Source organism: Alteromonas sp. KUL49 (genome assembly GCF_006538345.1).
In the GTDB taxonomy this organism is placed as follows: domain Bacteria; phylum Pseudomonadota; class Gammaproteobacteria; order Enterobacterales; family Alteromonadaceae; genus Alteromonas.
This window is the reverse complement of sequence record NZ_BJKL01000002.1, coordinates 340,291-364,180: the sequence shown is the minus strand read 5'-3', so window position 1 is coordinate 364,180 and position 23,890 is coordinate 340,291. Positions and strand designations below refer to the sequence as shown.

Here is a 23,890-nt window from a genome sequence, read left to right as displayed (position 1 = left end):
CACATGCCATCAGGTATGTGGCTTTTGAATCTCTTCGTTAGTCTTCTTGCTTCAATGCAGTTGCAGCGGCAAGTACCAGTTCAGCTGACGGACGTACTTTGAAATCAGGGTTAACATAGCTGAAAAGTACCTGACCTTCCTCACTTAGCATAAAAATAGCGGGTGCTGGAAGTACTGGGCGACCCTCTGCGTCCATAGAAAGTCCAATACCGTAACCTTTGTATTTTTCAGCCGTGGTATCGTCTACGTAAAACCCGATACCAAACTCGCGAATGGTGTCTAGTGAAGCATCAGATAACAACGTAACCAAAAATTCAGTCTCAAGTTTTTGTTCTTGTAGACGCTCTGGCGTTTCAGGGGATATTGCTAAAATCTGATAGCCAAGGTCTACAAGATCTTTCTCAATATCCTTTAATTGAGCTAGCTGACGATTACAATATGGACACCAGCCGCCGCGATAAAACAATACAATAGTAGGCTTTTGCATGGTCAATGCTTTTAAGCTCACAGGGGTACCATCTGCCATTTGTAACGTGGTTGACGGTGCCATATGACCGTTGAGTAGTGGAGTAACCGCATCTGCTTCCTCTGCAATAACACCACGTTCTAAGGCGATAACACCAGAGGCACCGAACAGACTACTGAGCGCTAATACAGCAATAGCCACATACTTTTTCATTGGATTCTCCCAAGTTTTGATTTTCTTTTACGTCGCGCATAAGCGCTGTGAGGAAACAAAGACCGAGAGAATACGTGTAATCTTTCACAGGCTCATTAAAATTTTTATTAAATGAGCACAGTGAATCGCTAAACAGATGGTTTATTAATCAAACTCGAAAACGCTAATTCTCTCGTGTAGCGTTGCCGTATTCTCTGAAATATTCATTGATGTTGATAGTACGTGGTTGCCTTTTTGAGCAATATCAGTAGCGTTGTCGTTGATAAGTGATATTCGCATGGTGATGTCTTGAGCAACGGTAGATTGCTCTCGCGAAGATACTGCAATTTGGCTATTAATGTCAGAGATCGCATTGAGGCTAGACTTTATTTTACCGAACGATGTTGAGAATGCCTCGACCACAGAGAGGGTGTTTTTGCCTGTTTTCTCTAGTGTTGATACTTTATCCAGCGTTGCTTGTGCGCCGGTAGATAGCGCTTCGATGTTTTGCTGGATCTGTATAGTGGACTGTTGGGTTCGCATTGACAGCTCGCGCACTTCATCCGCGACCACGGCAAAACCTCTGCCATTTTCACCCGCTCTTGCTGCTTCGATGGCGGCATTAAGTGCTAATAAGTTGGTTTGTTCCGCGATGCCTGTGATAATTTTTGTGACTTGCCCAATACTCTCAGATTGCTCGTTAAGTTGAGTGACTAATTGTTGAGTCGATACAAGTTCTTCAGACAAATGCTCCATAGATTCGGTGCATCGAATGACATCTTGTTCACTGATCACTGCCATGGATAGCGCTTGTTCAGCATTTTCCGACGCGACCTGCGTCACGTTAACCACCTCTTCGATAGTTGCTGAAAGCTCTTCTACTGCTACGGATATACTGTGCGTTGCTTCATTTTGCTGCTCAATAGAAGAGAAAGACGTTTCCATCGATGATGCTACGTCTTGCGAGCTCCCTTTTAGGCTAGCAATATTTTCTTTTATCAAACTCAGTGTCGATTCGAATGAATCAATAAGCGTGTTCACTGTGCGACTGAGCTCACCAATTTCGTTGTTTTCTTTGATGTCACTTCTTAGCGTTAAGTTTTTGGTTGTGGATAGTTCGCGAAGCAGCTGTACCAAATATCTTAAAGGTGTAACGATGCTAGAGATAATAATTTTGGAGAATACGAGTATGACTGCAATCATGACAAGTGCAGCACAGACAGTGGTTGTGAGTTCAACGTTTGCACGCTGAAGTTGCTGAGACTTTTCTTCTTGTATGATGCGAAGTATGTCACTCTGTAACTCACCATAACTTTGCACTACGGCATCATGTAAAGCATCCAAGGTTTGTCTATCAACATCAATTTGATTTCCAATTTGATTTGAGGCTTTTTTACGTATTTCTTCAACCAGGGCCAAGTAGCTAGAGAAGTCTTGATTGTCCCCAATTCTTGCATTGTACGCTTTCAATACAGAGGATGAGGCGTAGTTTTTGAAGTCCTCTAAGAATGTAGCCTCCATATTTTTAGCAGAAATAATGGCGGCAAAACGGCTACCACTCACATTGGTTTCTGCGCCTTGAAATACCTGAACAAGTAGGAGCATATTGGTACTCTTAGCGCGCAAAATGCTATAAAACGCGTTGCTCAGCGCTGAGAGTTGCTTGTTTTGTGCGGTACCTATCGTAACGGCAACGGCACTTTGCACTAACTGTGATACCGTGGTTCGCATTTCTCCCAACGGCCAAATTTTCGCACTTCCATCAGCGTTCGGTGCATTTTTCTTACCTTGGTCAACAATATCTCTTCGAATATTTGTTCGATTTAATCGCTCTTGAATTTTCTTGATTGAGGTTTGCAATGTGGGAATGCTGTTAAGGACGCTCTGGTTATCAGTGGCATTAACGTAAGCTTTGTAGGCACGGTAAGAGGTATCTACATTGACTCTCGCCTCCTTAAGTTTTCTACTAACGTCGCCTATGCGAGGGTCATCTTTATCTCTACTGGAGAATTCAACGAAGAAGTTAGAGTACATTAGCTCTTCTTGATACGCGTTTAGTAAAGCAGAAAGTACCTGAAAATATTCAAGTAGTACGTCAACTTGCTGAAGTTGCTGCCGTTGCTTGTTGGCATGATTGACTTTGTCGACAGTAAAGAACGTTAAAGCAGCCAAGGGGATTAATACGAGCAAGAAAACTTTCGATTTGACCGAGAGAGCATTTATTATTTTCATGAACAACTACCTACGTTCAGTTCTGTCTTAACTTATTTTTACCCAAGTTGCCGTGCGTATATATGATTACGTGTAGGCTTTAATGATTAAATATGACATCTTTTGATTAATAATCAACATTTAGTTCACATTTAGTATTAAATTTGACCGGCGACGAACATAAAAAAACCGCACATTTCGAAGAAAATGAGCGGTTTTTTTGATAGTTTCGAAGGAGTTAGGCGTTTACTACTTGCTCTAGTTTAGCTTGAGCTTCAGAAAAGCTCTGTTCGCCGTTTGGCATGTTGAGACCTTCTGCATAGACAAACTGAATGTTTGTTAATCCGATGAATGCGAAAAAGTCTTTCAAAAACTGAGTTTGAGAGTCTTTTTCAGTCCCCTGATACATGCCTCCACGAGTAGCAACAACAATCACACGTTTGTTTTCTAGCAGTCCCAATGGGCCTGTTTCAGTGTATTTAAAAGTAATTCCTGCGCGAGCAATACGATCAGCCCATGCTTTAAACGTGGAGGGAACACCAAAATTGTACATGGGAATAGCAACAATCAAGGTGTCACTGTTTTGTACTTCGTTTATCAGCGTATCTGACACATTGACCAGTTCAACTTGCGCTTGAGATCTGTCCGCTTCTGGTGTCATCCAAGCGCCTATTTCTGCTTGTGATAAATGAGATAGAGGTTCTGCCGCGATATCACGGGTGATAACGTTGGCGTTTTGCAGCGTTGTAAACTGTTCAGCCAGTTGATTTGCCAGAGTATTTGATTTGCTTTGCTCGCCATTTAATGATGATTTGATCAGTAAAATATTGCTCATGTAAGGTTCGCCTTATAGTGCAGTTGGGTTCGGTATCTGTAACTTGATAGTTATTATTGACTGAATGAGTGATAAGCAAAATTTGTAAAATTAAGACACTACGTTCGAAAAAACAGAATGTTTGATAGAGCCAATGAACTCTGCGAAATTGCTAGTTCGTTTATGCCGAATGGTTTGTACTATTTTTACTGATGCAAACTCAGTGCAGCCTGTTGCTATAGTTGACATCGTTTTTTAATCGCAATATTCGCAAGTGACGTAAACACAACATTCATTACAAGTAGGGAGTTGGTTATGGCAAAAACATTGGTAGCCGCAGAGCACGACCTGGGTGGTTTATTCGTAAAACGAGTACTGCCTCATCAAGAAAAGCGCATGGTGGGGCCATTTATTTTCTTTGATCAAATGGGGCCCAGTGACTTCCCAGCAGGAAAGGGCATTAATGTGCGCCCCCATCCTCACATTGGACTATCTACATTAACCTATTTATTCGACGGCTCGATATTACACCGAGATTCTTTGGGCAATCATTTGGAAATCTCTCCGGGTGACGTAAATTGGATGACTGCTGGTAAAGGAATAGTGCATTCGGAGCGAGAATCTTTTGAGGTACGAGCAAACAAACACTCCATCAGCGGCCTGCAGTGCTGGATAGCATTACCTGAGCATATGGCAGAGCTAGAGCCCTCTTTTACCCACGTGAAAAAACAAGATTTGCCTCACTTCATTCACGAAGGTGTGATGATGAGATTGGTTGTAGGTGAAGCTTATGGAATGAGTTCACCGGTAAAAAGCTACTCCCCCATGTTCTATATTGATATTGCTGCGTCAGAAGGGAGTGTTATTGATAAGCCAAATGCCAAGCAAGAGACTGCCGTTTTTGTAGTATCTGGCAAGTTGACCATTGGAGAAAACAGTTATAACCAGGGAGAGTTTGTCTTGCTGGATGAAGATGACAAGCAAATTCAGGTTGAGGAATGTGGACGCTTTGTGATGTTGGGCGGCGATAAGTTTGAAACCGTGCCGTACATGCACTGGAATTTTGTGTCGTTTAGTAAAAGTCGTATTGAACAAGCAAAGGAAGACTGGAAAAACGGTAAATTTCCAACAATCCCTGGTGATGATAAGGAATTTATTCCTCTTTGATTCATTCGATTTAATCGAATCATGTACCCGATTATTGCTAATAAATCTTTATTAACGACTCGAGTAGACTAGCCCTACTAAATCAATTCGAGGATAGATAATGAAATACGTAAGAAAGTCTGACAGCAGAGGTACAGCAAACTTCGGTTGGTTGCAAAGCAAGCATAGTTTTTCATTTGGCAGTTACTACGACCCGAATCATATGGGCGTGTCTGTGCTACGAGTGATCAACGATGATACGGTTAAACCTGGGGCTGGTTTTGATACTCATGGTCACCGAGATATGGAAATTATTTCGTACGTTATCGAAGGTGCGTTGAAGCATAAAGACAGCACGGGAAATAGCTATGAGGTGCCGGCGGGTGAAATTCAGCGAATGAGCGCAGGAAAAGGAGTTATGCACTCCGAGTTCAATGCGTCAAACACTGAGGATGTGAAGTTTTTACAAATTTGGATTCAGCCCAATGTTATGGGTATCGAGCCGGGTTACGAACAAAAAGCGATTGCTCAAGACGGTCAGCTAACACCTTTGGTGACACCTAACGGTGAAGCTGGCTCACTGTCGATGAACCAAAATGCGAGCATGTACCGTTTGGTGCTTGAACCCGGTGAAGGATACGAGTTGTCAACAGGCAATAGAGTAGGCTACTTGCATATCATTAAAGGAGAGTTAGAAGCTCAAGAAGAGTTACTCAGCGCTGGCGATGCTTTTGCGCTAGGCAACAACGAAAAAGTGTCGTTGACAGCAAAAAGCACGATTGAGGCGCTTTGGTTCGATCTACCACCGGTATAGTTGTACTTAGGTACTTAATAAGCTTAGCCGAGCTCGTTTAAGCAAAGATATCTTAGCTCGCCAAGGAAGGCGCGAGCGGCTGGGCCCAAGCTGTCAGCATCGTTAAACAGCAAATGCAGTTTGGCCTTCCTACGAGAATTCATACTCAATTTTATCGCTTGTAGCTTGTTTTCTTGCAGTTGGTTTTCAATCAATGGAACAGGTAGCCAAGCAAAACCAAAGCCATTCACTATCATGTCAACTGAGGTGCGTATATGAGTGACAGTCCATCGTTGCTCAGCGCCAAGCCAACCTGCATCTTTCTTCGCTGATAATGAAGAATCTCGAACCACAATTTGGCGATGGGATTTGAGATCTTCAAATGTTCGTTCTCCCTCAGCTGTATTGAGTGGGTGAGTAGGGCTAGCAACTGCCAGAAAATCAATTTCACAAAGCTCTTCACTAAACAAGCCACTGACAGGATAGGGAGCAATGGCAATATCAACTTCTGAGTTTTTCAGTAATTCAGTCGACCCGCTAAGTACTGATTCCATGAGCTCAATACGAAGCACGGGAAACTCCTTTGACACTGCGTCACACACTTTATATATCAGATGTGGGGGAAATATTTCATCAACCGCTATTCTTAGCTTAGTTTCAATACCCTCGCCAAGGTTTAGACCAATGGCTTCTACTTTTTCTGCCTCTTCAAGTAGATAGTTTGCCCGGCGAAGCATTAACTCTCCGGCTTGAGTGAGTGTGGTTTTACGACCTTCAATGGAGAAGAGTTTTACACCCAGCGCGTGCTCGATTTTGTTAACCGCACTATGAATACTCGACTGGCTTTTATGAACCCCCACAGACGCTTGATTAAAGCCGCCATACTCGACAACCGCTAAAAACATGCGCCACTGCTCAAGGGTGATCTTCAACATAATAGGTTCCAGTGAGAAATACGTATTCTGTTTTAGATACTATTAGCCCTTCTCTTTAACTTCAACGTTCTGTTGAATCGAACGGGAATCGAGCTGCAATAACTTACTCAAATGTAAATTCGTTGATGTATTGATTAAGACGCTGTTCTGTTTCACGCAGTCCCGATGCTGATTCTGACGCCTGATTGGTTTTTCGAGATATGGTTTCTGAGTCGTCTCGAATAGCAATGATACGCTCGTTGATAACGTTGGCTACACTTGTCTGCTCGTCTGAAGCTGTTGCGATTTGAGTGGCCATATTATTGATTTGGTCTAACTCATCACGCAGAACATCGAACGCTTGGTTACCTTTCACCACCATGTCTACCGCGCTGTTTCCCTCAGTTTGCAAGTTGAGCATTTTCTGTGTGGCAGCTTGTGCTCCACTTTGAAGCTTTTCAATTTGTTCGTGAATTTGTGCTGTAGAGGTTTGCGTCCGCCCCGCTAAGTTGCGAACTTCATCGGCAACTACTGCAAAACCTCTGCCCATTTCACCCGCTCTGGCAGCTTCAATCGCGGCATTCAGAGCGAGAAGGTTGGTTTGTTCGGCAATGTCTTGAATAACGTTGAGTACGTTGCCGATATCTTTAGACTGTACTTTTAAATCATTAACAACATCGCTCGTATTGCCAAGTTCCTCTGTGAGCTTAGTCATCATTTGTTTTGATGCTTCTGCGTCTGTCGCACTGTTGATTGAGAGTTCATGGGCATGATTAACCACGGATGAAGTGTTATTGGCCATTTCTGCCACCTGACTAATCGTGGCGCTCATTTGATTAATCGCTACAGAAATACTGTCTGTAGCATCGAGCTGGTTAGCGCTGAGATGGGTGGACTCCTGCATTTTAAGAATGACATCGCTACTAGATGTATCCACATTACGAGCTTCTTGTTTCACCTGTTGCAAGGTGCCTTTGAAGCTATCTAGTAGCTTATTGATTGCCGATCCCAACTCTGATATTTCGTTTCTACCAGTGTCACTGAGCTTTACTGTCATGTCTTTCGTTTTTGCCAAATTTACCAAAGCGGATACCACATTCTTTAGCGGTGCCGTAATACTTTTGCTTACTACATATGCAAAGCAGGCAATAACCACTAAAAGCGTGATTAATAAGACAGTGGTTTGAATAACAAGAAATCTCGCTTCTTCAACCGTGTTATCTCTGGTTTCAATGAGTTCACCGAGTACTTCATTGATTGCTTGTTGGTAAAGATCGAATACCCGTGATGATGTGTCTTCCCAATCTAACGAGGACGATACTGTGAGTGGTTTATTCACCTGTGAATAGATATTACTGCGCGCTTGCAAGCCAATTGTATCAGCCACTTTGTAGTCGCTGTTTTCTATCATTTTGTTAAACGCTGTGCGCGCTCGCGAGCTAGCAAAAGACAAGAAAAGCTCCTGATAACTATGCATTTTAGTCGCGCCAGAGTAAATCTCTCCAAAAATATATACGTCTAGCTGATTATTAATTGCGGTGTAAATCATATTGTTGTGAAACGAAGATTCGGCACTCGCGGCGACTAAGTTGTAGTAGGCATTTGCTTGCTTTCCTAGTGCTTCATGTTGAGTAGCTAATACGGCTATCTCGCTTAAACTCAGCACAAGTTTGCGTATCAGCAGCGTTTGCTCGTACATCGTGTGAATATCTCTGTTGAGCTGATTTTCAGCAGCAGGGACATAGTGTTGCTTGTTGTTGGTTGCTTCTCGTAGATGCTCTGAGTTAGAGAGCAGTTCTTTTACTAGTTCAATATGACTATAAAGGGAAGTAAAACTGCGCAATTGCGCCTGTTTGTCAGCAATGAATTGCTCGTAAATTTTCTGCGATGCTATAGCACGTTCACGAGCACGATTGAGTTTAGACCTGTAGTCTGAGTGTACAGTTTCGCCCGCATCGATATATAAACGGCTATAAAAGCTTTCTTGAAGGCTTGCCGATATGAGTGGATAAGTTACCTCGGCATAGTCGAGGACTAGACTCAGGTTATCGATTTTTTCTTGGCTGCCGAGTGCATGGCTGAGCCTTTCACCTGATAATAAAATGGTTACCAGCAGCGGTATTACTACAAGTACAAACAAGCGGGTTTTGATGTTAACGGCGTTAAACAAGTTCTTCACTACGTACTCCTCAACCACACAGAAGGCTTGAACAACAATATACTGGGTAAGTAAATTATACTTATTGTTAACAATTGTATTGTTTTATGTCAACTTTGTCTTTGGGGAGATTTTTAAGATTTAGCACATAACTTGCTCATAGTTGTAATTTTGTCTGGTGTCGGCTAACGTAAATGCAAGATATTCATAGAATTTTGCTCAACTTGTTAGTTAGTAATTGCTAAGCCATAAACACTAGTTAAACCGACCCATGCAGAATCACATTCTTATTATTGACGATGAAGCTTCTATAGCAGACAACCTAATCTATGCGCTATCGATGGAGGGGTTTACCAGTGATTGGTCGAGCCTTGGTGTTGATGGCATTGAGATGCTGAAGCATTCTCCTAGTAAATACGATTTAGTTATTCTGGATGTGGGACTACCAGATACAAGTGGTTTTGAAGTCTGTAAACAGATTCGAGCCTTCTCTGAAGTGCCCATTATCTTTTTAACAGCCAGAGGCGAGGAAATCGATCGCGTCATAGGCTTGGAGATAGGCGGCGATGACTATGTAGTTAAACCCTTTAGCCCAAGAGAATTAGTGGCAAGGGTTAAATTGCGACTCAGAAAAAATAAGCCACTGGAACCCATTGAAGCTTCAATATTTTCTCTTGATGAGGACAGGCATACGATACATTTTAAGGGTGTTTTATTAACATTAACCACTTATGAGTTTGGTATCCTCGCTCTACTTATTCGACATCAGGAGCGTGTTTTTACCCGAGAGCAATTGATGGAGCGCGTATGGCGGGAACATCAAGACAGTATTGACCGTGTTATCGATACGCATATCAAAACTATTCGTGCCAAGTTGAAGTCGATTGATAAGCAGTCTTCTCCCATAGTTACTCACCGGGGGTCTGGGTTATAGCCTTTCTATGAGAGGTTAGAATGAGCTTAACGCTGCGTATCTTCAGTGCGTACGTGATCATTGTGCTAATTGCTAGCGTGGTGTTTCTCAATAGTTTTATGTCTGAAATAAAACCCGGTATCCGTCAATCTACCGAGCACAGTCTCATCGATACTGCAAATTTGCTGGCGGCATTGGTTGGTCCCGAGTTTTACCAATCTCCTAATGCGCTGCCACACTTCTCGAAGGCCATGAATAAGGTAATCAACCGGCAGTATGGTTATAGAATTTACAACGTACCAATCCAGTCGAGTAATTTACGCATTTATATTACTGACGCAGATGGCATTGTGAGATTTGATACCTCTGGTAAAGATATTGGAAGTGACTATTCGCAGTGGAATGACGTGTACCTGACGCTACGAGGAGAGTACGGAGCTCGCAGTACCAAGTCGGATCCAAACGATGAACTAAGCTCTGTCATGCATGTCGCCGCACCGGTAATGCACGACGGTGAAATTATCGGTTCGCTGACGATAGCCAAACCCAATGTGCTGGTCCAACCCTTCATTGATCGAGCACACCGCAAGATAATTATTCGCGGCGGTTTGGTGGTCTTAGCCTCATTACTCATCGCCTTCACCATCGTTGTTTTGCTGACAAGGTCCGTAAAAAAGTTGGTGACATATGCAGACAACGTTAGCCAAAGTAAGCCTGCCGTTTTACCTAAAGTCTACGAATCTGAACTTTCGAAACTCGCACTCTCTATTGAGAACATGAAGTCTGAGCTAGAGGGCAAAGACTATGTAGAAAACTATGTGCATACGCTTACTCATGAATTGAAGAGTCCTATTGCAGCAATTAAAGGCGCAAGTGAACTGTTAACGGCCCCAATGCCTGCGGAGCAACGTCTAAAGTTTGTGGGCAACATTGAGCAAGAGATCACAAGAATGGATACTATGGTGACTCGCCTACTTCAACTAGTTGCCATAGAAAAACAAGGCGGTATTGTTAAATCTGAAACTGTTTCTGTTCAAAATTTAGTTGATACCGTCATTCAAGGTAAAAAGCATTTGTTGATTGAGCGCGGGTTGAACTTTAACATTGATGTTTGTACAGGTGAGCTTTTGGGAGATCAATTTTTACTCACGCAAGCACTCGATAACTTGATATTGAACGCTATCGCCTTCGCACACGAGGGGAGTGATATTCGAGTTCAATCAAAGGTGAGTAATACTGCGGAAATTCAGGTTACCAACACAGGCGAGCTAATTCCTGAGTACGCACTAGACAGAATATTCGAGCGATTTTACAGCCTACCTCGACCCGATAGTCGCCAAAAAAGTACGGGGTTGGGACTGTGTTTTGTAAAACAAATCGCGGTTCTCCACCAAGGTGAGGTTATCATCGAGAACGTAACTGAGGGGGTGCGCGCCACGTTAAAACTACCTATTTCTTAGAGCACACCAAAACCACATTTTAACCACAAATATGAAGGCTAGTCTTGCGATGACTTAACCAGGCAAGGAGCTTTCAATGCAACAATCAATCACAAACAAGTGTATAGCAGTCGTAGTAATCACAGTCGCGCTAGTGTTAGTTTTAACTGTCATATCAGGAAAGATCTCTGAACGAGAACGCTATTTTGACGAAGCGAAAGATAAGGTGGCGAGTAGCTGGACATCGAGTCAGCAGTTAGCGCCTTTGGTAATTGCGCTTCCCTACAAAGTACCCGTCATTGCAAAGGATGGAGATTTAACGGTTGTTAAGTATGATCATCATGTGAAAATGGTTGCTCCAAGTTTGCTATCTATTGAAAGTGAACTAGCGCACAGTAACAAGGTGATCGGTATCTTCAATGTGCCGATTTATACCAGTGTCATACGGGTCAATGGCACTCTAGAAAGAAATTTTTTTAAAGAACTCTTCGAGCGAATTTCAGCTGATTTGGGAACAGACAATGTGGAATTTTTTGCTCCGTACGCGGTGACGCTTATCTCAGATGTGAGAGGAATTAATCGAATATCTTCACTGCAATGGAATGATACAAGTTTAAATTTTTCTTCTGGAAATCAATCTGTAGCACCAACGGGAGGGATACATGTTCCTCTGCCACAAGATGTATTGAGCCACAATCAAAACCCAATAAATTTTGCTTTTGAAATAGAGCTTCGCGGAATGGAGTCACTAGATATTTTTCCTACTGGGCTACAGACCGAATTGACAACAAAAGCTAATTGGCCGCACCCAAGGTTTGATGGGGGATTTCTTCCAACATCGAGCCAGATTGACAGTGATGGTTATGTGGCGAAGTGGTCCGTTACTTCCTATGCGAGTAATATTGATGACAAGCTGTCGGCTTGTAACGAGAAAGCGTGTAAACAACTGCTTGCTAGTAGTATGGGGGTGAGCCATATCAACCCCGTCGATATTTACACACAAACCGATCGCTCAACAAAGTATGGCATCCTTTTTATTGGGTTGTGCTTTACGATTTTTCTCCTATTTGAGGTACTTGCAAAGCGGGCCATTCACCCTATTCAGTACATTTTAGTGGGACTTGCAAATGCTATTTTCTATCTACTACTTTTATCACTCTCCGAGCACATTTACTTTGCGCTATCTTATGTTATCGGTGCAGTAGGTTGCATTGGCATCATCTATTTTTATATGAAGCCTGTTTTGCAAGAACGTTTCTATTTATGGGGTTTCATGGGACTACTCGTACTACTTTACGCGACCTTGTACTTCATCATTAGTATGGAAGACACTGCATTACTTGCTGGGGCGTCACTGAGCTTTATTGTACTTGCGACGGTAATGGTACTGACGAGACACGTGGACTGGTATGGTTTACTAGCTTCGAATAAGGATTCTGAGTCTAAAGAAGAATATCTATCGTAGAGGCGCAAATCTCATAGGCGGTGTAGCCGAATGGGCTGCACCAGCGCTTATGATTGTCTCAAAAAAAAGAGTAATAAGCTCTATTTGAAGTGTACGGAGATTAGAGATTGTATTTGTTAAGAATTGTTTCTAGTTTTCCTGTGCTTTTAAGGTTACCTAAAACCTGCTGAAGTGTCTCCAAGTTTTCAATCAGTGGTGATTTTTTTGACACGGCTATATAGCCACCTTGATCGATGTGTTGCGTGAAACTAGCACGTTTGATTTCATTCTCAGTATCAAATTCGAAAAGATACTCATTGGCCGCTACAGTAGGCATAAGAAAAACATCCACTCGACCCACGAGTAACATATTGAACAAAGATTGAATGTCTTTGACGTAAATCTTCGTAATAAGCGGATCATTGTCAAAGGCTTTGAAATGTACTGCTCCTCTTTGTACACCAACTTTTAGCGCTCTGAAGTCTGCCAAAGATGATACGTCAAATCTTGCATCGGCTCGCTGATATGCTGATATTTCAAGAATCGATGAAATGAAAGGAGGGTCCAAAAATACGAATTTTTGTTCTCGCGCCGAGGTTTTGGACAAGCCGATTACTATGTCTACATCACCTTGCTCGGCCATTTTTAAACATCTCGCCCATGGGCAAGCTACTGTCTCTAACAAAGTTCCCATCTCAGTAGCCAATGCATCTGCTATATCAACCTCCAGACCAGTGACAACACCTTCGTCATCAATGTGAGAAAACGGTGGAGACGGTTCAACAGCGAGACGAAGACGTTGAATTTCGGCGATGACTGGGTAGCTCGACAAACTGATGGCACAAACTAGGCAAAAAACAGCGGCATGGTAAAAATGGCGCAAACAAATACTCAATACTATTGTGGCGAGCATTAAAACTATTTTAGTTGTTTAGCGGTGTCAATGACCTGAGCGTTATTCGTTTTAGGGTGCATGCAAATAATGGCAACGCATCACAACAGTGGCTAATCATCAATATGCACAGAACGGTTCCTACCCTCAGCTTTGGCCCTATAGAGGGCTTGGTCCGCGCTATCTATTAGACTGTCTAAGCTTTTAAGTTTTTCTCGACTGTATGCGAAAGTGGCAATACCAATACTTATGGTCACGATACCATAAGGAGCGTTATCTTCATGTTCTAACTCAAGTTCTTGAATAGCATTTCTGATTTGTTCTGCTTTGATTTTTGCACCTTTACCGTCAGTGTGGGGCAGTACAAAACGAATTCTTCACCGCCGTATCTCGCGCACAAGTCTGTCTCGCGTTTAACGTTGCTTTGTAAACTCTCTGCGACGCTTATTAGACAATTATCACCTTCTGAATGCCCATAGTAGTCGTTGTATTTTTTGAAAAAGTCGATATCAATCAGCAACAAGCTCATTGGCCAGTTTTGTCTGGAGGCACTGGCGATTTCTGCACGGATTTTTTGATCAAAAGCCCTTCGATTCGGGATACCGGTAAGCGGATCGGTTAACGACATGTTGAGGAGTTCGATTTCTTGCTCTTTCACACGTTTTAAGTAAACAGAGAAGGTATCTGCTAGCTTGGCTATTTCATCACTACCTTGGATATCGATGGGTTCTAAGTCTGAAGATGATGCGTTGTCGACTTGGTTATTGAGTTTGATCAAACGGTAAACAATGCGCCTGTGCAGCACGTATATCATACATAAGGTGAGCACTGCGGTTATGGCTCCGGCAATTAGCGCAATGCGTGTCTGATTTGAAATGCGAGCCTCGGTAGTTTTGGCATCTGACTGAAGTTGTTGATAGGTTGACCGAGCATTTAGGTTGAGATTGTTGGCGACGTCATTGACGAGATTCTTAACAAAATTGCCTCTGCCTATGGTGCGCCCTCTTACCCTTAATGCCTCAATTTTCTGGTTAATGATACCAGTATTGCCAATCAACATGGCATACAAGCTTTGCAATTTCCCCTTCATCTCGGGGTTTATATTCAGGGCGTTTAACTTCTCTAGACTCGCTTGGAGTTGATGCTCGGTATCTCTAAGTTGATGAATTCGATTTTGCTGCTCGATGTGAACCGCTAAAAGCAGTATTTCGGTTACTAGCGTTTTTTCATCTGCAGTGGTCGCAAACGAGTGAAGTTCATTGGCTGCTGAAAAGAAGCTATTAATGTTTTTCTCTAGACTTTCTTCGAGCTTTAATCGTCTATCTACCAGGGATTCCAGTTCCTCTAGCTCTTTTGATAGTACCGTAAGTTGTGTGGATAAGAATCCTGTATTTACTTCTTGATATCGCGCGGTAGTCTTTAGTTTTTTGAATACATCCTCGAGTTTTTTAGTAATTATTCTTCGTGTAGGTTGATTCGTTGCATTTGATAAAGAGACTGTCAAAAATACAAGATGTTCCACTTCTTGACTAACTTGCGCTCCGTTGATGACTGTCGGTACCACATCAACTGTGAGATAACTCAGCGTCGTTTGGATGTCAGAAAGCCTAGACAGACTAAACGTAGTGACAAAAATGAACAGTGCCAAAATTGCGATCTGTAGGTACGTAAAGTAAAGGATAGAGGCGCTTTTATTGACTCTTTCCATTATTGCACCTCCGACGCATTGGTGATGCGCCCCTCTATTTCGCCACTAACACCGTCCTGAATTCTAATTTGTTGTATGACCAAGTCGGATATGAGTACATCAAAATCGGTAATTTCTCTTAACTGAGTGTCTTGAGAGAAACTCAAATAACCGTCCCCACCGCTTGCCAAATAATCAGTAGTCGCCAGGCTGTACATGGCATTTTCGTTCAGCGGTTTTCCGGCAATGCTTACCTGTAATACTCGATTTCCAGCAGGTTTATCTGCAGAAAACTCGACTGTCATTCCAGAAAAGTGAGGAAAACCACCTTTTAAAAACTCTACTTGCGATAAACCGTTCTCCAATCCATCTAAAAGTTGTTTACCCGTGAGGTTAATACTTACCAGAGAAGATCGAAAAGGAAGCTCTGTGGTTATGTCACGGCGAGTAATATTTTGTTGGTTGAGATATGTTGTATTTCCTCGAATACTTCCGCCGTTCAATAACGAAATATCAGTTTGCGCGTAAGTTCTCATACTATCGGTAACAAAGTTAGCAAAAAGATTCTCTTTGCTTCTCACATCGCTTGTGGTGGTAAATACATTGGTCTTCCAAATACCTATCCGTTCGTCGAGTAAGCGATCAAGTCGCATTTGGTAGCTATTTACCTGTAGCTGAACAGCGGGGGCGGCATTCAATGTCTTTAGCGAGTATCTATCTACGTTGTTTAACCTGGTTTCGCGGTTAGTTACTTCGAGTGTAGCCACAAGAATATCGCCGCTCTTATCGAGTAGCAGTGTTTGATCGTTAGTACTTAAAGTTTGATACTTTTCTCTCAGCCTAGTATCGGACATCACTGCTATATCAATAATGTTTGAGTCAATAAGTTCGGGAACAAAGGGAAAGGGGAACGAATAGTGGAGTAAAATAGTATCGGCGCCTTTGGTTCTGAGGTCTTCGGCGACTTGCTCTGATATCTCTCGTGGATTCATTACGGTGATATTATGAAGCAAGTATTCTTCGATTATGCGCTCATTTAATAGCGATATTACACCTAGTTTTACTCCCTGCTTTTCAATAATGACCGATTTGAATAAACCATCAGGGGTATCATCAAAGCGTTTGTCGAGTACATTTGACGCAACAATGGGAAACGCAGCTTCATAAGCGCGAAGTGACAACTCATCTTCAAAGTAACTAAACTCTCGCTTGGTGACACCCATAACATCGGGCTCTAGCGTGTTGAGTATGTCTATGATGTGTGAGCCACGGTCAAACGATGACATGGCACTTGGACCAATTGAACCACCACCGAACACAAAGAATACTGGAGGTTGTTGTTCTCTGTATCTGTCGAGTAAACTTTTTAACTCTGCATATCGGCCTGATTCCGGGTCGGTGATATTGGGCATATCGGCGGCGAGTACTAGCGTTATCTGCTTCGCTTTACTTTCAACGGCGAAACACACCAATGCTATCAGCACTAATGCCATTTTTAACAACCGAGTGTTACTAACCATTTATACCCCAGCGCAAATACTATAAGTCGCGAGATTACTACTGATAGAACATTACTTTAATGTAAGAGTAACTAAGGGTTAAACATCCTTCAACTAATCAAACGTATGAAAATGCGCATATATTGGGATAAATAGCATTACATTCATTATTTTTATTTCTCGGACTTGGCAATCACCTCACTGAGTAACGCCATGGGGCTATCAACGTACTGAAGTCTAGTTAACCAGTGGGTAATTGATTCTACGACTAAAGCGTCTGAAGCGACGGCTTCATCAAATAAGTTAGGTAGGGCGAGTATGGATTCCACCCATAGCTTTACATCGCTGTTGAAGCATAGTGAAAGATCCTCTGCGATGGGGTCTTGTACTTTCATTGGTTCGCCATTTAAACCTTTTCCAGAAGAGAATTGGATCCAATTAGCAATCGCAAAGTACAGACGTTCGGCACACAGCCCATGGTTTAGCTGGTAGGTAAGGGGCTTCATCCAACGCTGCGGAAGTTTCTGCGTACCATCCATCGCTATTTGTTGAGTTTCGTGGACTAAGCGTGTGTTGGAAAATCGATGAAGTAATTGCTCACAGTAATGATAGACGTTGATCTCTGGCGGAATGATTAAACTCGGTAAGAGTTCAGTTAACATGAGTTCATGAAGATACCGTCTGAAAGGTGGGTGTTGCACCGCTGCACTGACTGTATCAAAGCCGCTTAACTTGCCTATGTAGGCAATCGCTGAGTGGCTGCCATTGAGCAATTGTAACTTCATTGACTCGTAGTTGTGTACGCTAGAGACCATGAGCGCACCTACCTTTTCCCACGCCGGTCTACCTTGAACAAACATATCTTCAATAACCCATTGATGGAATGGCTCAGTGACCACAATTGCCTGGTCGTCCACATCAAGTACTTGGCAGAAGGCCTGACGTTTAGTTTCGTCTATGCTGGGCACTATTCGGTCGACCATGCAGCAGGGGAAAGTATACTGGGACTGTATTTGCTCTGCTAAAAGGGGCGAGATTCTCTCTGCAAAAGCCAGAATAAGATTTTGTAGTAGAAGTCCATTCGCTCTTAGATTGTCACAACTCAGTACGGAAAATGCGGGAATACCTTTAGCAATGCGTGATTGCATTGCATACACTAAGAAACCAATCGCGGTCACTGGAGCATCTGGGTGCGCAAGATCGTATTGAATTTCAGGGCTATCAAAGTTCAACTGACCATCAGAAGGCTGATGGCAGTAACCTTTTTCTGTGATAGTCAGGCTGACAATCTTAACCGACGCATCGGCCAGTGCATCGAGCACGTCTTGCGGATTATTTGGCGCTACCAGCACTTGTGTTAATGAAGTAACTAGCTCAGTGGATATGTTTCTCTCATCTTGTTCTACGAGTGTATAAGCACCACCCTGTGGATTGAGCTGCTCTGCAACCTTGCCTGAGCGCAAGCTTACACCGAGGATCCCCCAGTCGCCGTCACTGTGTTTCATCGCCTTGTGCGTATACCATGCTTGATGACCTCTATGGAAAGCACCCACACCCAAGTGAACAATACCGACATTAGGGGCTGATTCATCACCCCGAGTTAGACGTCCTAAAGACACAGCTATTCCTCTTTCTAGTTCTAAACTCACAACACTTATCTAACCACTATGGGCTACTCTTGCTTTCCCGGAACCTCAACATAAACGCCTTTTATATTTTGCGTTCTAAATTCGATGGTACTAGGGTAATCACCGAGTTCGAACTCGATGGCGGCGTAACCGTTCGCCATTTCTATTGTGCTGCTTTGTGTAGGGGTTCCATGGTTTTCAACGAGTTGTCCGTTGTCACCAATATTGAAAAAGTAGGCGCGTTCTGCATAGTCGAGTACTCGATTCCCACTGGCATCTCTAGCTTCCGCGTGAATCATGTATTTATCCTTATCCACAGTTGAAATTGTTAAGCGGATATGATCAAAATCTCCATTATTTCCAATAAGATAATTAACGGCAAGTGTGTCACTAGCTACAATATGGTCGTCGTTTAATCCATTGACATGCAGCTGATTATCACCCTCCACAAAGGGGACTTTCCATACTAAACCACCAGCTGGAACCACATTGGGTTGTTTTGTCTTACGCCCGAGAGAATCACCATTGAGGAAAAGCTCGGCCTCGCTGGTGTTGCAATAAACTGTGACGTCTCGCCCTTCTTTTGGGCCACTTCGGTGTGTCCATGTGTGGGATTCGATCCAACACATAGGGTCAGTGCTCCAGTAACTAGCAAACACATAGTAGGCATCTTTTGGGTTGCCATTACGGTCCACAAGCCCTTTCATATTGATATAGGGTATGGGGTTTTCTGGACGTAATGGCGTACCAAAGTCTTTGAAGGCCCATTGGGCATTACCGGCAAAGTTAGGTAGGGATTCAGAGACATTTAAATGCCAGTCAAATAGATCGACGATGTAGCTTTCGTTCCAATCAGAGTCTTTTGCCACACTTTTCACGACTGCTTGATTAACTGCCTCCGCTACAGATACTTGAGCGTCTTGCAATCCATCGGCACTGACAGGCGTCTCAGTGTGTCGGCCTACGTGACTAGAGCCGCCATATTCCATATGCAAAAATGCAGGATACTTTTCCATGGCATGTTCTAATGCCGCTTGATACTGGTTATAAGCGCCGCCATACCAGCCTGCCCAAATACTTGGCGAAAAGGCATCCACAATGTCCCAGCCCGGATAGTACTTTCTTAGTGTAGTTAACCGGTAGGGGTCCATGGCTTTTACCATGCCGTTGAGCTTGGTCAGGTAGGGGTTTATCACATCATCAGCACCACCTCCAACAAAGTCTTCCTCCCAGTACATTTCGTTACCCAGTGACCAAAAATAACGCTCGGGTGATTCATGTTTTGATTGATCATCGAAGTGAGCATGTATTCTGTGTTTGCTTCCCATTCCTTGCCGCCTTTTCCACCGCGACACCAGGGGAGCTCATCCCAAATGAGCAAACCAAGTTCGTTAGCTGCTTGGTATACTTCAGGATCTTGCGGGTAATGACCCAAGCGGACAAAGTTAGCCCCCATTTGCTTTATCATTTCCATATCTTTTCGGTGCTGAGCGTTAGGTAGCGCTGCGCCCAAGCCTGCGTGTTCCTCATGGCGATGCGTGCCACGGATAAGCAGACGTTCCCCATTAAGGAAGAACCCTTGATGAGGTTTCATTTCAAACCAACGATAGCCGATGCTGTGACTATCGGTATGCATGCTTCCTAGCGCCGTTGAAAGTCTGACAGTGACTGTATAGAGCGAAGGAGAGTCAGGAGACCATAGTTGAGGATCTTGCAGTGTGGGAAGGTCTACAGTTAAGGAGTTATTGCCTGTGACGAGGTCAACATTTTTTTGCTCAACGCTCACCGGTTCGCCTGATGGCGACTCAAGATAAATAGAGATATTAGCTTGTTGATTCTGTGCTGACGTTAGCTCTATAGATATCTGTGTTTGAGCTTGATTTTTGGATACTGACGGAGTGGCTACATGGGTTTGAGTGATATGGGTTGTTGGTACGTGTTTTATCCATACGTCTCGAGTGATTCCTCCAAACAGGAAGAAGTCTGCTTTTTGAGAGGGGATCAAATTAGGATTAAATCTGTTAGATACGCGAACCAATAATTCATTGTTGTCGGTGCTATTCAAGAATGGTGTGATATCAAACGTGAAGCCGATGTAACCACCAGTATGCTCACCGACTCGTTGCCCGTTGAGGTAAACCTCAGTTTCAAAGTTTGCACCTTCAAAATAAAGTTGGGTTAACCCTTCTGGGTTTACAGCTTCGGCCGGAATTATTCGTTTGTACCAGCTAGCACTGCGTCGGTAACCGGGAACCGTATCAACGGTATCAGTGGCATTCCACGTATGAGGTAGTGTTATTGATTGCCATGATGAGTTTTCCAACGCGAGTTGATAAGACTTTGTATTGTTCTCCCAGTAGTACCAATCTTGGTTGATGTTAATTGTTTGCTGTTGTGCCTGAGCTGTTAAAACAACACCGACGAAACACAGTAAAAGCACTAACCATTGCTTTAGCATTACCAACCCTTATACAAAACTCTAAATAATTCAAATTAGGTCATATGGAGCCATAAAATAGTAATGTGGCATGACCAATATTGTTCGATAATGAACCCCTGAACGCATCTGATCAAGAATTTTTTACAATACTATTACATCCTGATTTGCATGAAATAGTACTGATACATAGTAATTTATTGTTATTAATGTGATTTTTATAATTACCCTGATTGACAAATTAATCAAAGAAAAATTTAATTCACAATAATTGGCCTTACCGCTTGACAGTATGTTTGGTTGAGAGTAGTTATGTAAAGGAGATGTAAAACACAACAACGTATTGGGACAAGGAAAAGGTATGCAAACCACACTCGCAACTCACCATTCAGCCATGCGTCGGCGCAAATTTAGAGGTTCAATTGTCGCCGTGGCTGTCAACACGATTTTGGCTGTATCAACGCTGCCGGCTTTCGCGCAAGAGAGTGAAACCGATGAATCGGAGACTGTTGAAATCATAGAGGTACGCGGTGTAGCAGAGGCGTATCGCAATGCTATTGCAGAAAAACGTAATGCGGCGACCATTGTGGATGCGCTTTCCTCTGCAGATATTGGCGCCTTGCCTGACCTGTCTGTAGCAGAGACACTGGAGAGGATCACCGGTGTGGCGGGTGACCGATTCAAAGGCAACGCCAGTGAAATATCTATTCGTGGTTTGGGGCCTTTCTTAGGCCTTTCAACAGTAAATGGTCGAGCCATTTCATCGGGTAGCGGCAATCGAAGCGTCGCGTTTTCTCAGTTTCCCTCAGAGCTGGTTAACGGTGTTGTGGTTTATAAGGCACAAAAAGCAGACCTTCTTGAAGGCGGTGTAGCTGGGACCATAGACCTTAAAACTATTAAGCCCATTGATTATGGCAAAGAGCGTTTTCAAGCCGAAGTTCGCCTCAATTACAATCCTTATCACGCCAAGTTAGACGACGAAAATGGCATGGGATATCGACCCTCTGTGTCGTACACCAACAGTTTTGAATTTGATGACGGCAGCAAATTTGGCTTTGCCATTGGTTACGCGGGTACTGATGTGTCTACCCCTGAAGAAAGCTATAACACCAGTTCTACATTGAGAAATTGCAACTCTGATTACGGCCTCGATGGTGGAAGTAACTGTAGCTTTAGTGATGGAAATGCTGCAGCTAACGGCGGATCGGCTGAAGCGGGTGACTACTACTTTATTCCCAATCTGTTTTATTACCGACAAATGGAATCTGAAGAGAAGCGGGATGGTGTTATTTTCGCAGTTCAGTATCAGCCAAACAGTGATATTGATATCAACCTAGACGGCCAGTTTTCTAGCCGTTTCTATTACGAAGATCGTCACGACCTTTACTTTGATGATGGTCGTCGCCGTATTTCAAATTGGACCACCAATAGTGAAGGTGCGCTGCTGTCATACACGGGTAATTCACGAATAAGTTCCTATGGTGAATACCGAGAAAGAGATGAAGACTACAGAGGTGTTGGTCTGAATGTGGATTGGCAATTGACCGATGAGCTGGGTGTTGAGTTTGATGCTTCTTTTTCAGGCACCGAGCGCTGGCAAACGCGAAACTATACGCGCTTTAGAAGTGACCGTTTTTACTATGATTGGGTAAACCGTGGCAGTGAGACATTCCCCAACATAGCAAATGTGTACAGTGATTTTGATGATCCTCAAGGTTCGTCGGTTGATTGGCGCAGTCAAATTCAAGACTTGAGCTTCTTTGACGCCAATAGTGAAGCGCGCAACTATCGTTTTGATATTAGTGATGAAATTACCGCCTATCGGCTAGATTTTGATTACGCGCTCGATGGCGACGTATTTACTTATGTTCAAGCCGGTGTTCATATCTCGCAGCGAGAACACGATAACTTCCAAGAAGACCGCAAAACCGTTAGTACGGCATCAGGTGACCGAGACGCCGTATTGGCGTCTGTTGACCAATCTTGCTCATCAAGCTGGCCACAGTCTGATTATGGTGATGATGCTCAGTCTCCGGTAACTCAGTGGGCGTTTTATAACACCCGCTGTGCCTACAATATCCTTGTGGGAGATAACGACGTTTCCCTTGACCCCAGTCAGCCATCTTCGGGTGACGTGAACTTGTCAGAAGATATTACGTCCTTGTATGCGATGGCTTTCTTCTCAACAGAGTGGGGAGACGTGACCGTAGACGGTAACGTTGGTATTCGCCATGTCTCAACTGATATAACGTCATTAGGCACACGCAACTCATATTCAGTGACCACTACCCCAGAGGGTTTTATCGTTTTTAACGAAAACGCCGACCCAGAGACAAACGTTCTTGAGAATGACTATTCGAATGTGCTACCGAGCATTAACGTAAACTTTGGGTTGACCGATGATGTGCAGTTGAGAGTGGCAGCATATGGTGCGATTTCTCGCCCAGATATGTGGTTCTATGGTGCTGCAAGGGAAATCTCGGGTGCTTCTGAATCAGACGAATTTCAAACCATTGAAGAAGCTCTGCAAGACAACGTGCGAGCGCGAGGTAATCCATTCTTAGAAGCATTGGAATCAGACAACTTGGATGTAAGTGTGAGCTATTTTGCAAGTCAGGATACCCTGCTATCAGCGGCACTATACTACAAAAAGTTCAACGCTCGAATCGTCCCTGAAAGTGATATTGAATCTGTGATTGTTGATGGCCAGTCTTACGCGGTGGAAGTCTCTGGTCGCCCCACCATTATTGATGATTCATCAAGCATTAAAGGATTGGAACTTACACTTCAACATAGGTTCGTGAGTCTGCCAGAACCTTTCGATGGCTTGGGCATGGTTTTAAATTACAACTATGCTGATTCCGATTTTGAGACACCCGAAGCTGGTAGCAGTATATCAGATAGCGTTTTGCCTCTGATTGAACCGGGTAATGTGCCAGGTTTGTCACAAGACACTGCCTCAGCTCAGCTGTACTGGGAGAAAGGTGACGTATCTGCGCGTATGCAATACCGCTATCGCTCTGAGTATCTCAAACCGTTTGGCGCAAACTTGGGACAAACCAATCGCTATGTTGTTGACCAGTCGTCGTTGGATTTGGATGTTGCTTACGATATCTCCAAAAATCTTACTGCCAGAGTTCAGGTGCTCAATCTGACCAATGAACCTTATGTGGAACAGCGTGTTGTGGATGAGGCATACAATCGCATTGAATATTCAGGAAGACGCTTCTTCGTCGGCCTTAGATATAGAATGTAAT

The 23,890-nt window shown here is 43.4% G+C and carries 16 protein-coding genes and 1 pseudogene; 6 read left to right on the top strand and 11 right to left on the bottom strand.

Annotated features, from left to right (window positions below; translation table 11 throughout):
* Positions 1–37: 37 nt before the first annotated feature.
* From EYS00_RS04775 to EYS00_RS04765, 3 genes are all read right to left on the bottom strand, one after another.
* The gene (locus tag EYS00_RS04775; protein WP_130635412.1) at positions 38–679 is read right to left on the bottom strand and encodes a peroxiredoxin-like family protein; all 642 of its coding nucleotides are present in this window, start codon (positions 677–679) and stop codon (positions 38–40) included.
* Between the two features lie 144 nt (positions 680–823).
* Positions 824–2,890, bottom strand: coding sequence for a methyl-accepting chemotaxis protein (locus EYS00_RS04770; protein WP_130635411.1), 2,067 nt, complete (start codon positions 2,888–2,890; stop codon positions 824–826).
* Positions 2,891–3,107: 217 nt separating this feature from the next.
* Complete coding sequence (locus EYS00_RS04765) at positions 3,108–3,704, bottom strand: FMN-dependent NADH-azoreductase (protein ID WP_130635410.1); 597 nt, start codon at positions 3,702–3,704, stop codon at positions 3,108–3,110.
* 294 nt (positions 3,705–3,998) lie between these two features.
* Between EYS00_RS04765 and EYS00_RS04760 the strand changes: the two genes are divergently transcribed.
* On the top strand, positions 3,999–4,850 hold the full coding sequence (locus EYS00_RS04760; RefSeq protein WP_130635409.1) for a pirin family protein: 852 nt from the start codon (positions 3,999–4,001) through the stop codon (positions 4,848–4,850).
* A gap of 100 nt (positions 4,851–4,950) precedes the next feature.
* The gene (locus tag EYS00_RS04755; RefSeq protein WP_130635408.1) at positions 4,951–5,643 is read left to right on the top strand and encodes a pirin family protein; all 693 of its coding nucleotides are present in this window, start codon (positions 4,951–4,953) and stop codon (positions 5,641–5,643) included.
* Between the two features lie 23 nt (positions 5,644–5,666).
* On the opposite strand, the gene EYS00_RS04750 is transcribed toward EYS00_RS04755, so the two are convergent.
* Both EYS00_RS04750 and EYS00_RS04745 read right to left on the bottom strand, forming a co-directional pair.
* The gene (locus EYS00_RS04750) at positions 5,667–6,557 is read right to left on the bottom strand and encodes a LysR family transcriptional regulator (RefSeq protein WP_130635407.1); all 891 of its coding nucleotides are present in this window, start codon (positions 6,555–6,557) and stop codon (positions 5,667–5,669) included.
* A gap of 103 nt (positions 6,558–6,660) precedes the next feature.
* Entirely contained in the window at positions 6,661–8,715 is a 2,055-nt protein-coding gene (locus EYS00_RS04745) for a methyl-accepting chemotaxis protein (RefSeq protein ID WP_130635406.1), read from the bottom strand.
* A gap of 250 nt (positions 8,716–8,965) precedes the next feature.
* Here EYS00_RS04745 and creB point away from each other — a divergent pair, with 250 nt between their 5' ends.
* The 3 genes from creB (at position 8,966) to creD (ending at position 12,511) form a co-directional block, all read left to right on the top strand.
* Complete coding sequence (gene creB / locus EYS00_RS04740) at positions 8,966–9,628, top strand: two-component system response regulator CreB (RefSeq protein WP_130635405.1); 663 nt, start codon at positions 8,966–8,968, stop codon at positions 9,626–9,628.
* A 20-nt stretch (positions 9,629–9,648) separates the two neighbouring features.
* Complete coding sequence (gene creC, locus EYS00_RS04735) at positions 9,649–11,067, top strand: two-component system sensor histidine kinase CreC (RefSeq protein ID WP_130635404.1); 1,419 nt, start codon at positions 9,649–9,651, stop codon at positions 11,065–11,067.
* Between the two features lie 76 nt (positions 11,068–11,143).
* Complete coding sequence (gene creD, locus EYS00_RS04730) at positions 11,144–12,511, top strand: cell envelope integrity protein CreD (RefSeq protein WP_130635403.1); 1,368 nt, start codon at positions 11,144–11,146, stop codon at positions 12,509–12,511.
* Between the two features lie 100 nt (positions 12,512–12,611).
* Here the strand turns inward: creD and EYS00_RS04725 are convergent, their stop codons facing one another.
* From EYS00_RS04725 to EYS00_RS20820, 6 genes and pseudogenes are all read right to left on the bottom strand, one after another.
* A complete protein-coding gene (locus EYS00_RS04725; protein WP_130635402.1) occupies positions 12,612–13,403 on the bottom strand; it encodes an ABC transporter substrate-binding protein in 792 nt (263 codons plus the stop codon).
* Between the two features lie 92 nt (positions 13,404–13,495).
* Positions 13,496–14,010: pseudogene (locus EYS00_RS21250) on the bottom strand (GGDEF domain-containing protein).
* Positions 14,011–15,089: 1,079 nt separating this feature from the next.
* Complete coding sequence (locus EYS00_RS04710) at positions 15,090–16,589, bottom strand: bifunctional UDP-sugar hydrolase/5'-nucleotidase (protein WP_130635400.1); 1,500 nt, start codon at positions 16,587–16,589, stop codon at positions 15,090–15,092.
* Positions 16,590–16,741: 152 nt separating this feature from the next.
* Positions 16,742–18,187, bottom strand: a complete 1,446-nt coding sequence (locus EYS00_RS04705; protein ID WP_130635399.1) for a mannitol dehydrogenase family protein — start codon at positions 18,185–18,187, stop codon at positions 16,742–16,744.
* 53 nt (positions 18,188–18,240) lie between these two features.
* The gene (locus EYS00_RS20825) at positions 18,241–18,825 is read right to left on the bottom strand and encodes a DUF4982 domain-containing protein (RefSeq protein ID WP_242618662.1); all 585 of its coding nucleotides are present in this window, start codon (positions 18,823–18,825) and stop codon (positions 18,241–18,243) included.
* 563 nt (positions 18,826–19,388) lie between these two features.
* A complete protein-coding gene (locus EYS00_RS20820; RefSeq protein WP_242618648.1) occupies positions 19,389–20,654 on the bottom strand; it encodes a glycoside hydrolase family 2 protein in 1,266 nt (421 codons plus the stop codon).
* Positions 20,655–20,994: 340 nt separating this feature from the next.
* On the opposite strand from EYS00_RS20820, the gene EYS00_RS04695 reads away from it, so the two are divergent.
* Positions 20,995–23,889, top strand: coding sequence for a TonB-dependent receptor (locus EYS00_RS04695; RefSeq protein ID WP_242618647.1), 2,895 nt, complete (start codon positions 20,995–20,997; stop codon positions 23,887–23,889).
* Position 23,890: the final 1 nt, after the last annotated feature.

Excerpts from the sequence above, each read along its gene's own strand:
- EYS00_RS04775 (WP_130635412.1), bottom strand. The coding sequence starts at position 679 with ATGAAAAAGTATGTGGCTATTGCTGTATTAGCGCTCAGTAGTCTGTTC.
- EYS00_RS04770 (WP_130635411.1), bottom strand. The coding sequence starts at position 2,890 with ATGAAAATAATAAATGCTCTCTCGGTCAAATCGAAAGTTTTCTTGCTC.
- EYS00_RS04765 (WP_130635410.1), bottom strand. The coding sequence starts at position 3,704 with ATGAGCAATATTTTACTGATCAAATCATCATTAAATGGCGAGCAAAGC.
- EYS00_RS04760 (WP_130635409.1), top strand. The coding sequence starts at position 3,999 with ATGGCAAAAACATTGGTAGCCGCAGAGCACGACCTGGGTGGTTTATTC.
- EYS00_RS04755 (WP_130635408.1), top strand. The coding sequence starts at position 4,951 with ATGAAATACGTAAGAAAGTCTGACAGCAGAGGTACAGCAAACTTCGGT.
- EYS00_RS04750 (WP_130635407.1), bottom strand. The coding sequence starts at position 6,557 with ATGTTGAAGATCACCCTTGAGCAGTGGCGCATGTTTTTAGCGGTTGTC.
- creB (WP_130635405.1), top strand. The coding sequence starts at position 8,966 with ATGCAGAATCACATTCTTATTATTGACGATGAAGCTTCTATAGCAGAC.
- creC (WP_130635404.1), top strand. The coding sequence starts at position 9,649 with ATGAGCTTAACGCTGCGTATCTTCAGTGCGTACGTGATCATTGTGCTA.
- creD (WP_130635403.1), top strand. The coding sequence starts at position 11,144 with ATGCAACAATCAATCACAAACAAGTGTATAGCAGTCGTAGTAATCACA.
- EYS00_RS04725 (WP_130635402.1), bottom strand. The coding sequence starts at position 13,403 with ATGCTCGCCACAATAGTATTGAGTATTTGTTTGCGCCATTTTTACCAT.
- EYS00_RS04710 (WP_130635400.1), bottom strand. The coding sequence starts at position 16,589 with ATGGTTAGTAACACTCGGTTGTTAAAAATGGCATTAGTGCTGATAGCA.
- EYS00_RS20825 (WP_242618662.1), bottom strand. The coding sequence starts at position 18,825 with ATGTGTTGGATCGAATCCCACACATGGACACACCGAAGTGGCCCAAAA.
- EYS00_RS20820 (WP_242618648.1), bottom strand. The coding sequence starts at position 20,654 with ATGCTAAAGCAATGGTTAGTGCTTTTACTGTGTTTCGTCGGTGTTGTT.
- EYS00_RS04695 (WP_242618647.1), top strand. The coding sequence starts at position 20,995 with ATGCAAACCACACTCGCAACTCACCATTCAGCCATGCGTCGGCGCAAA.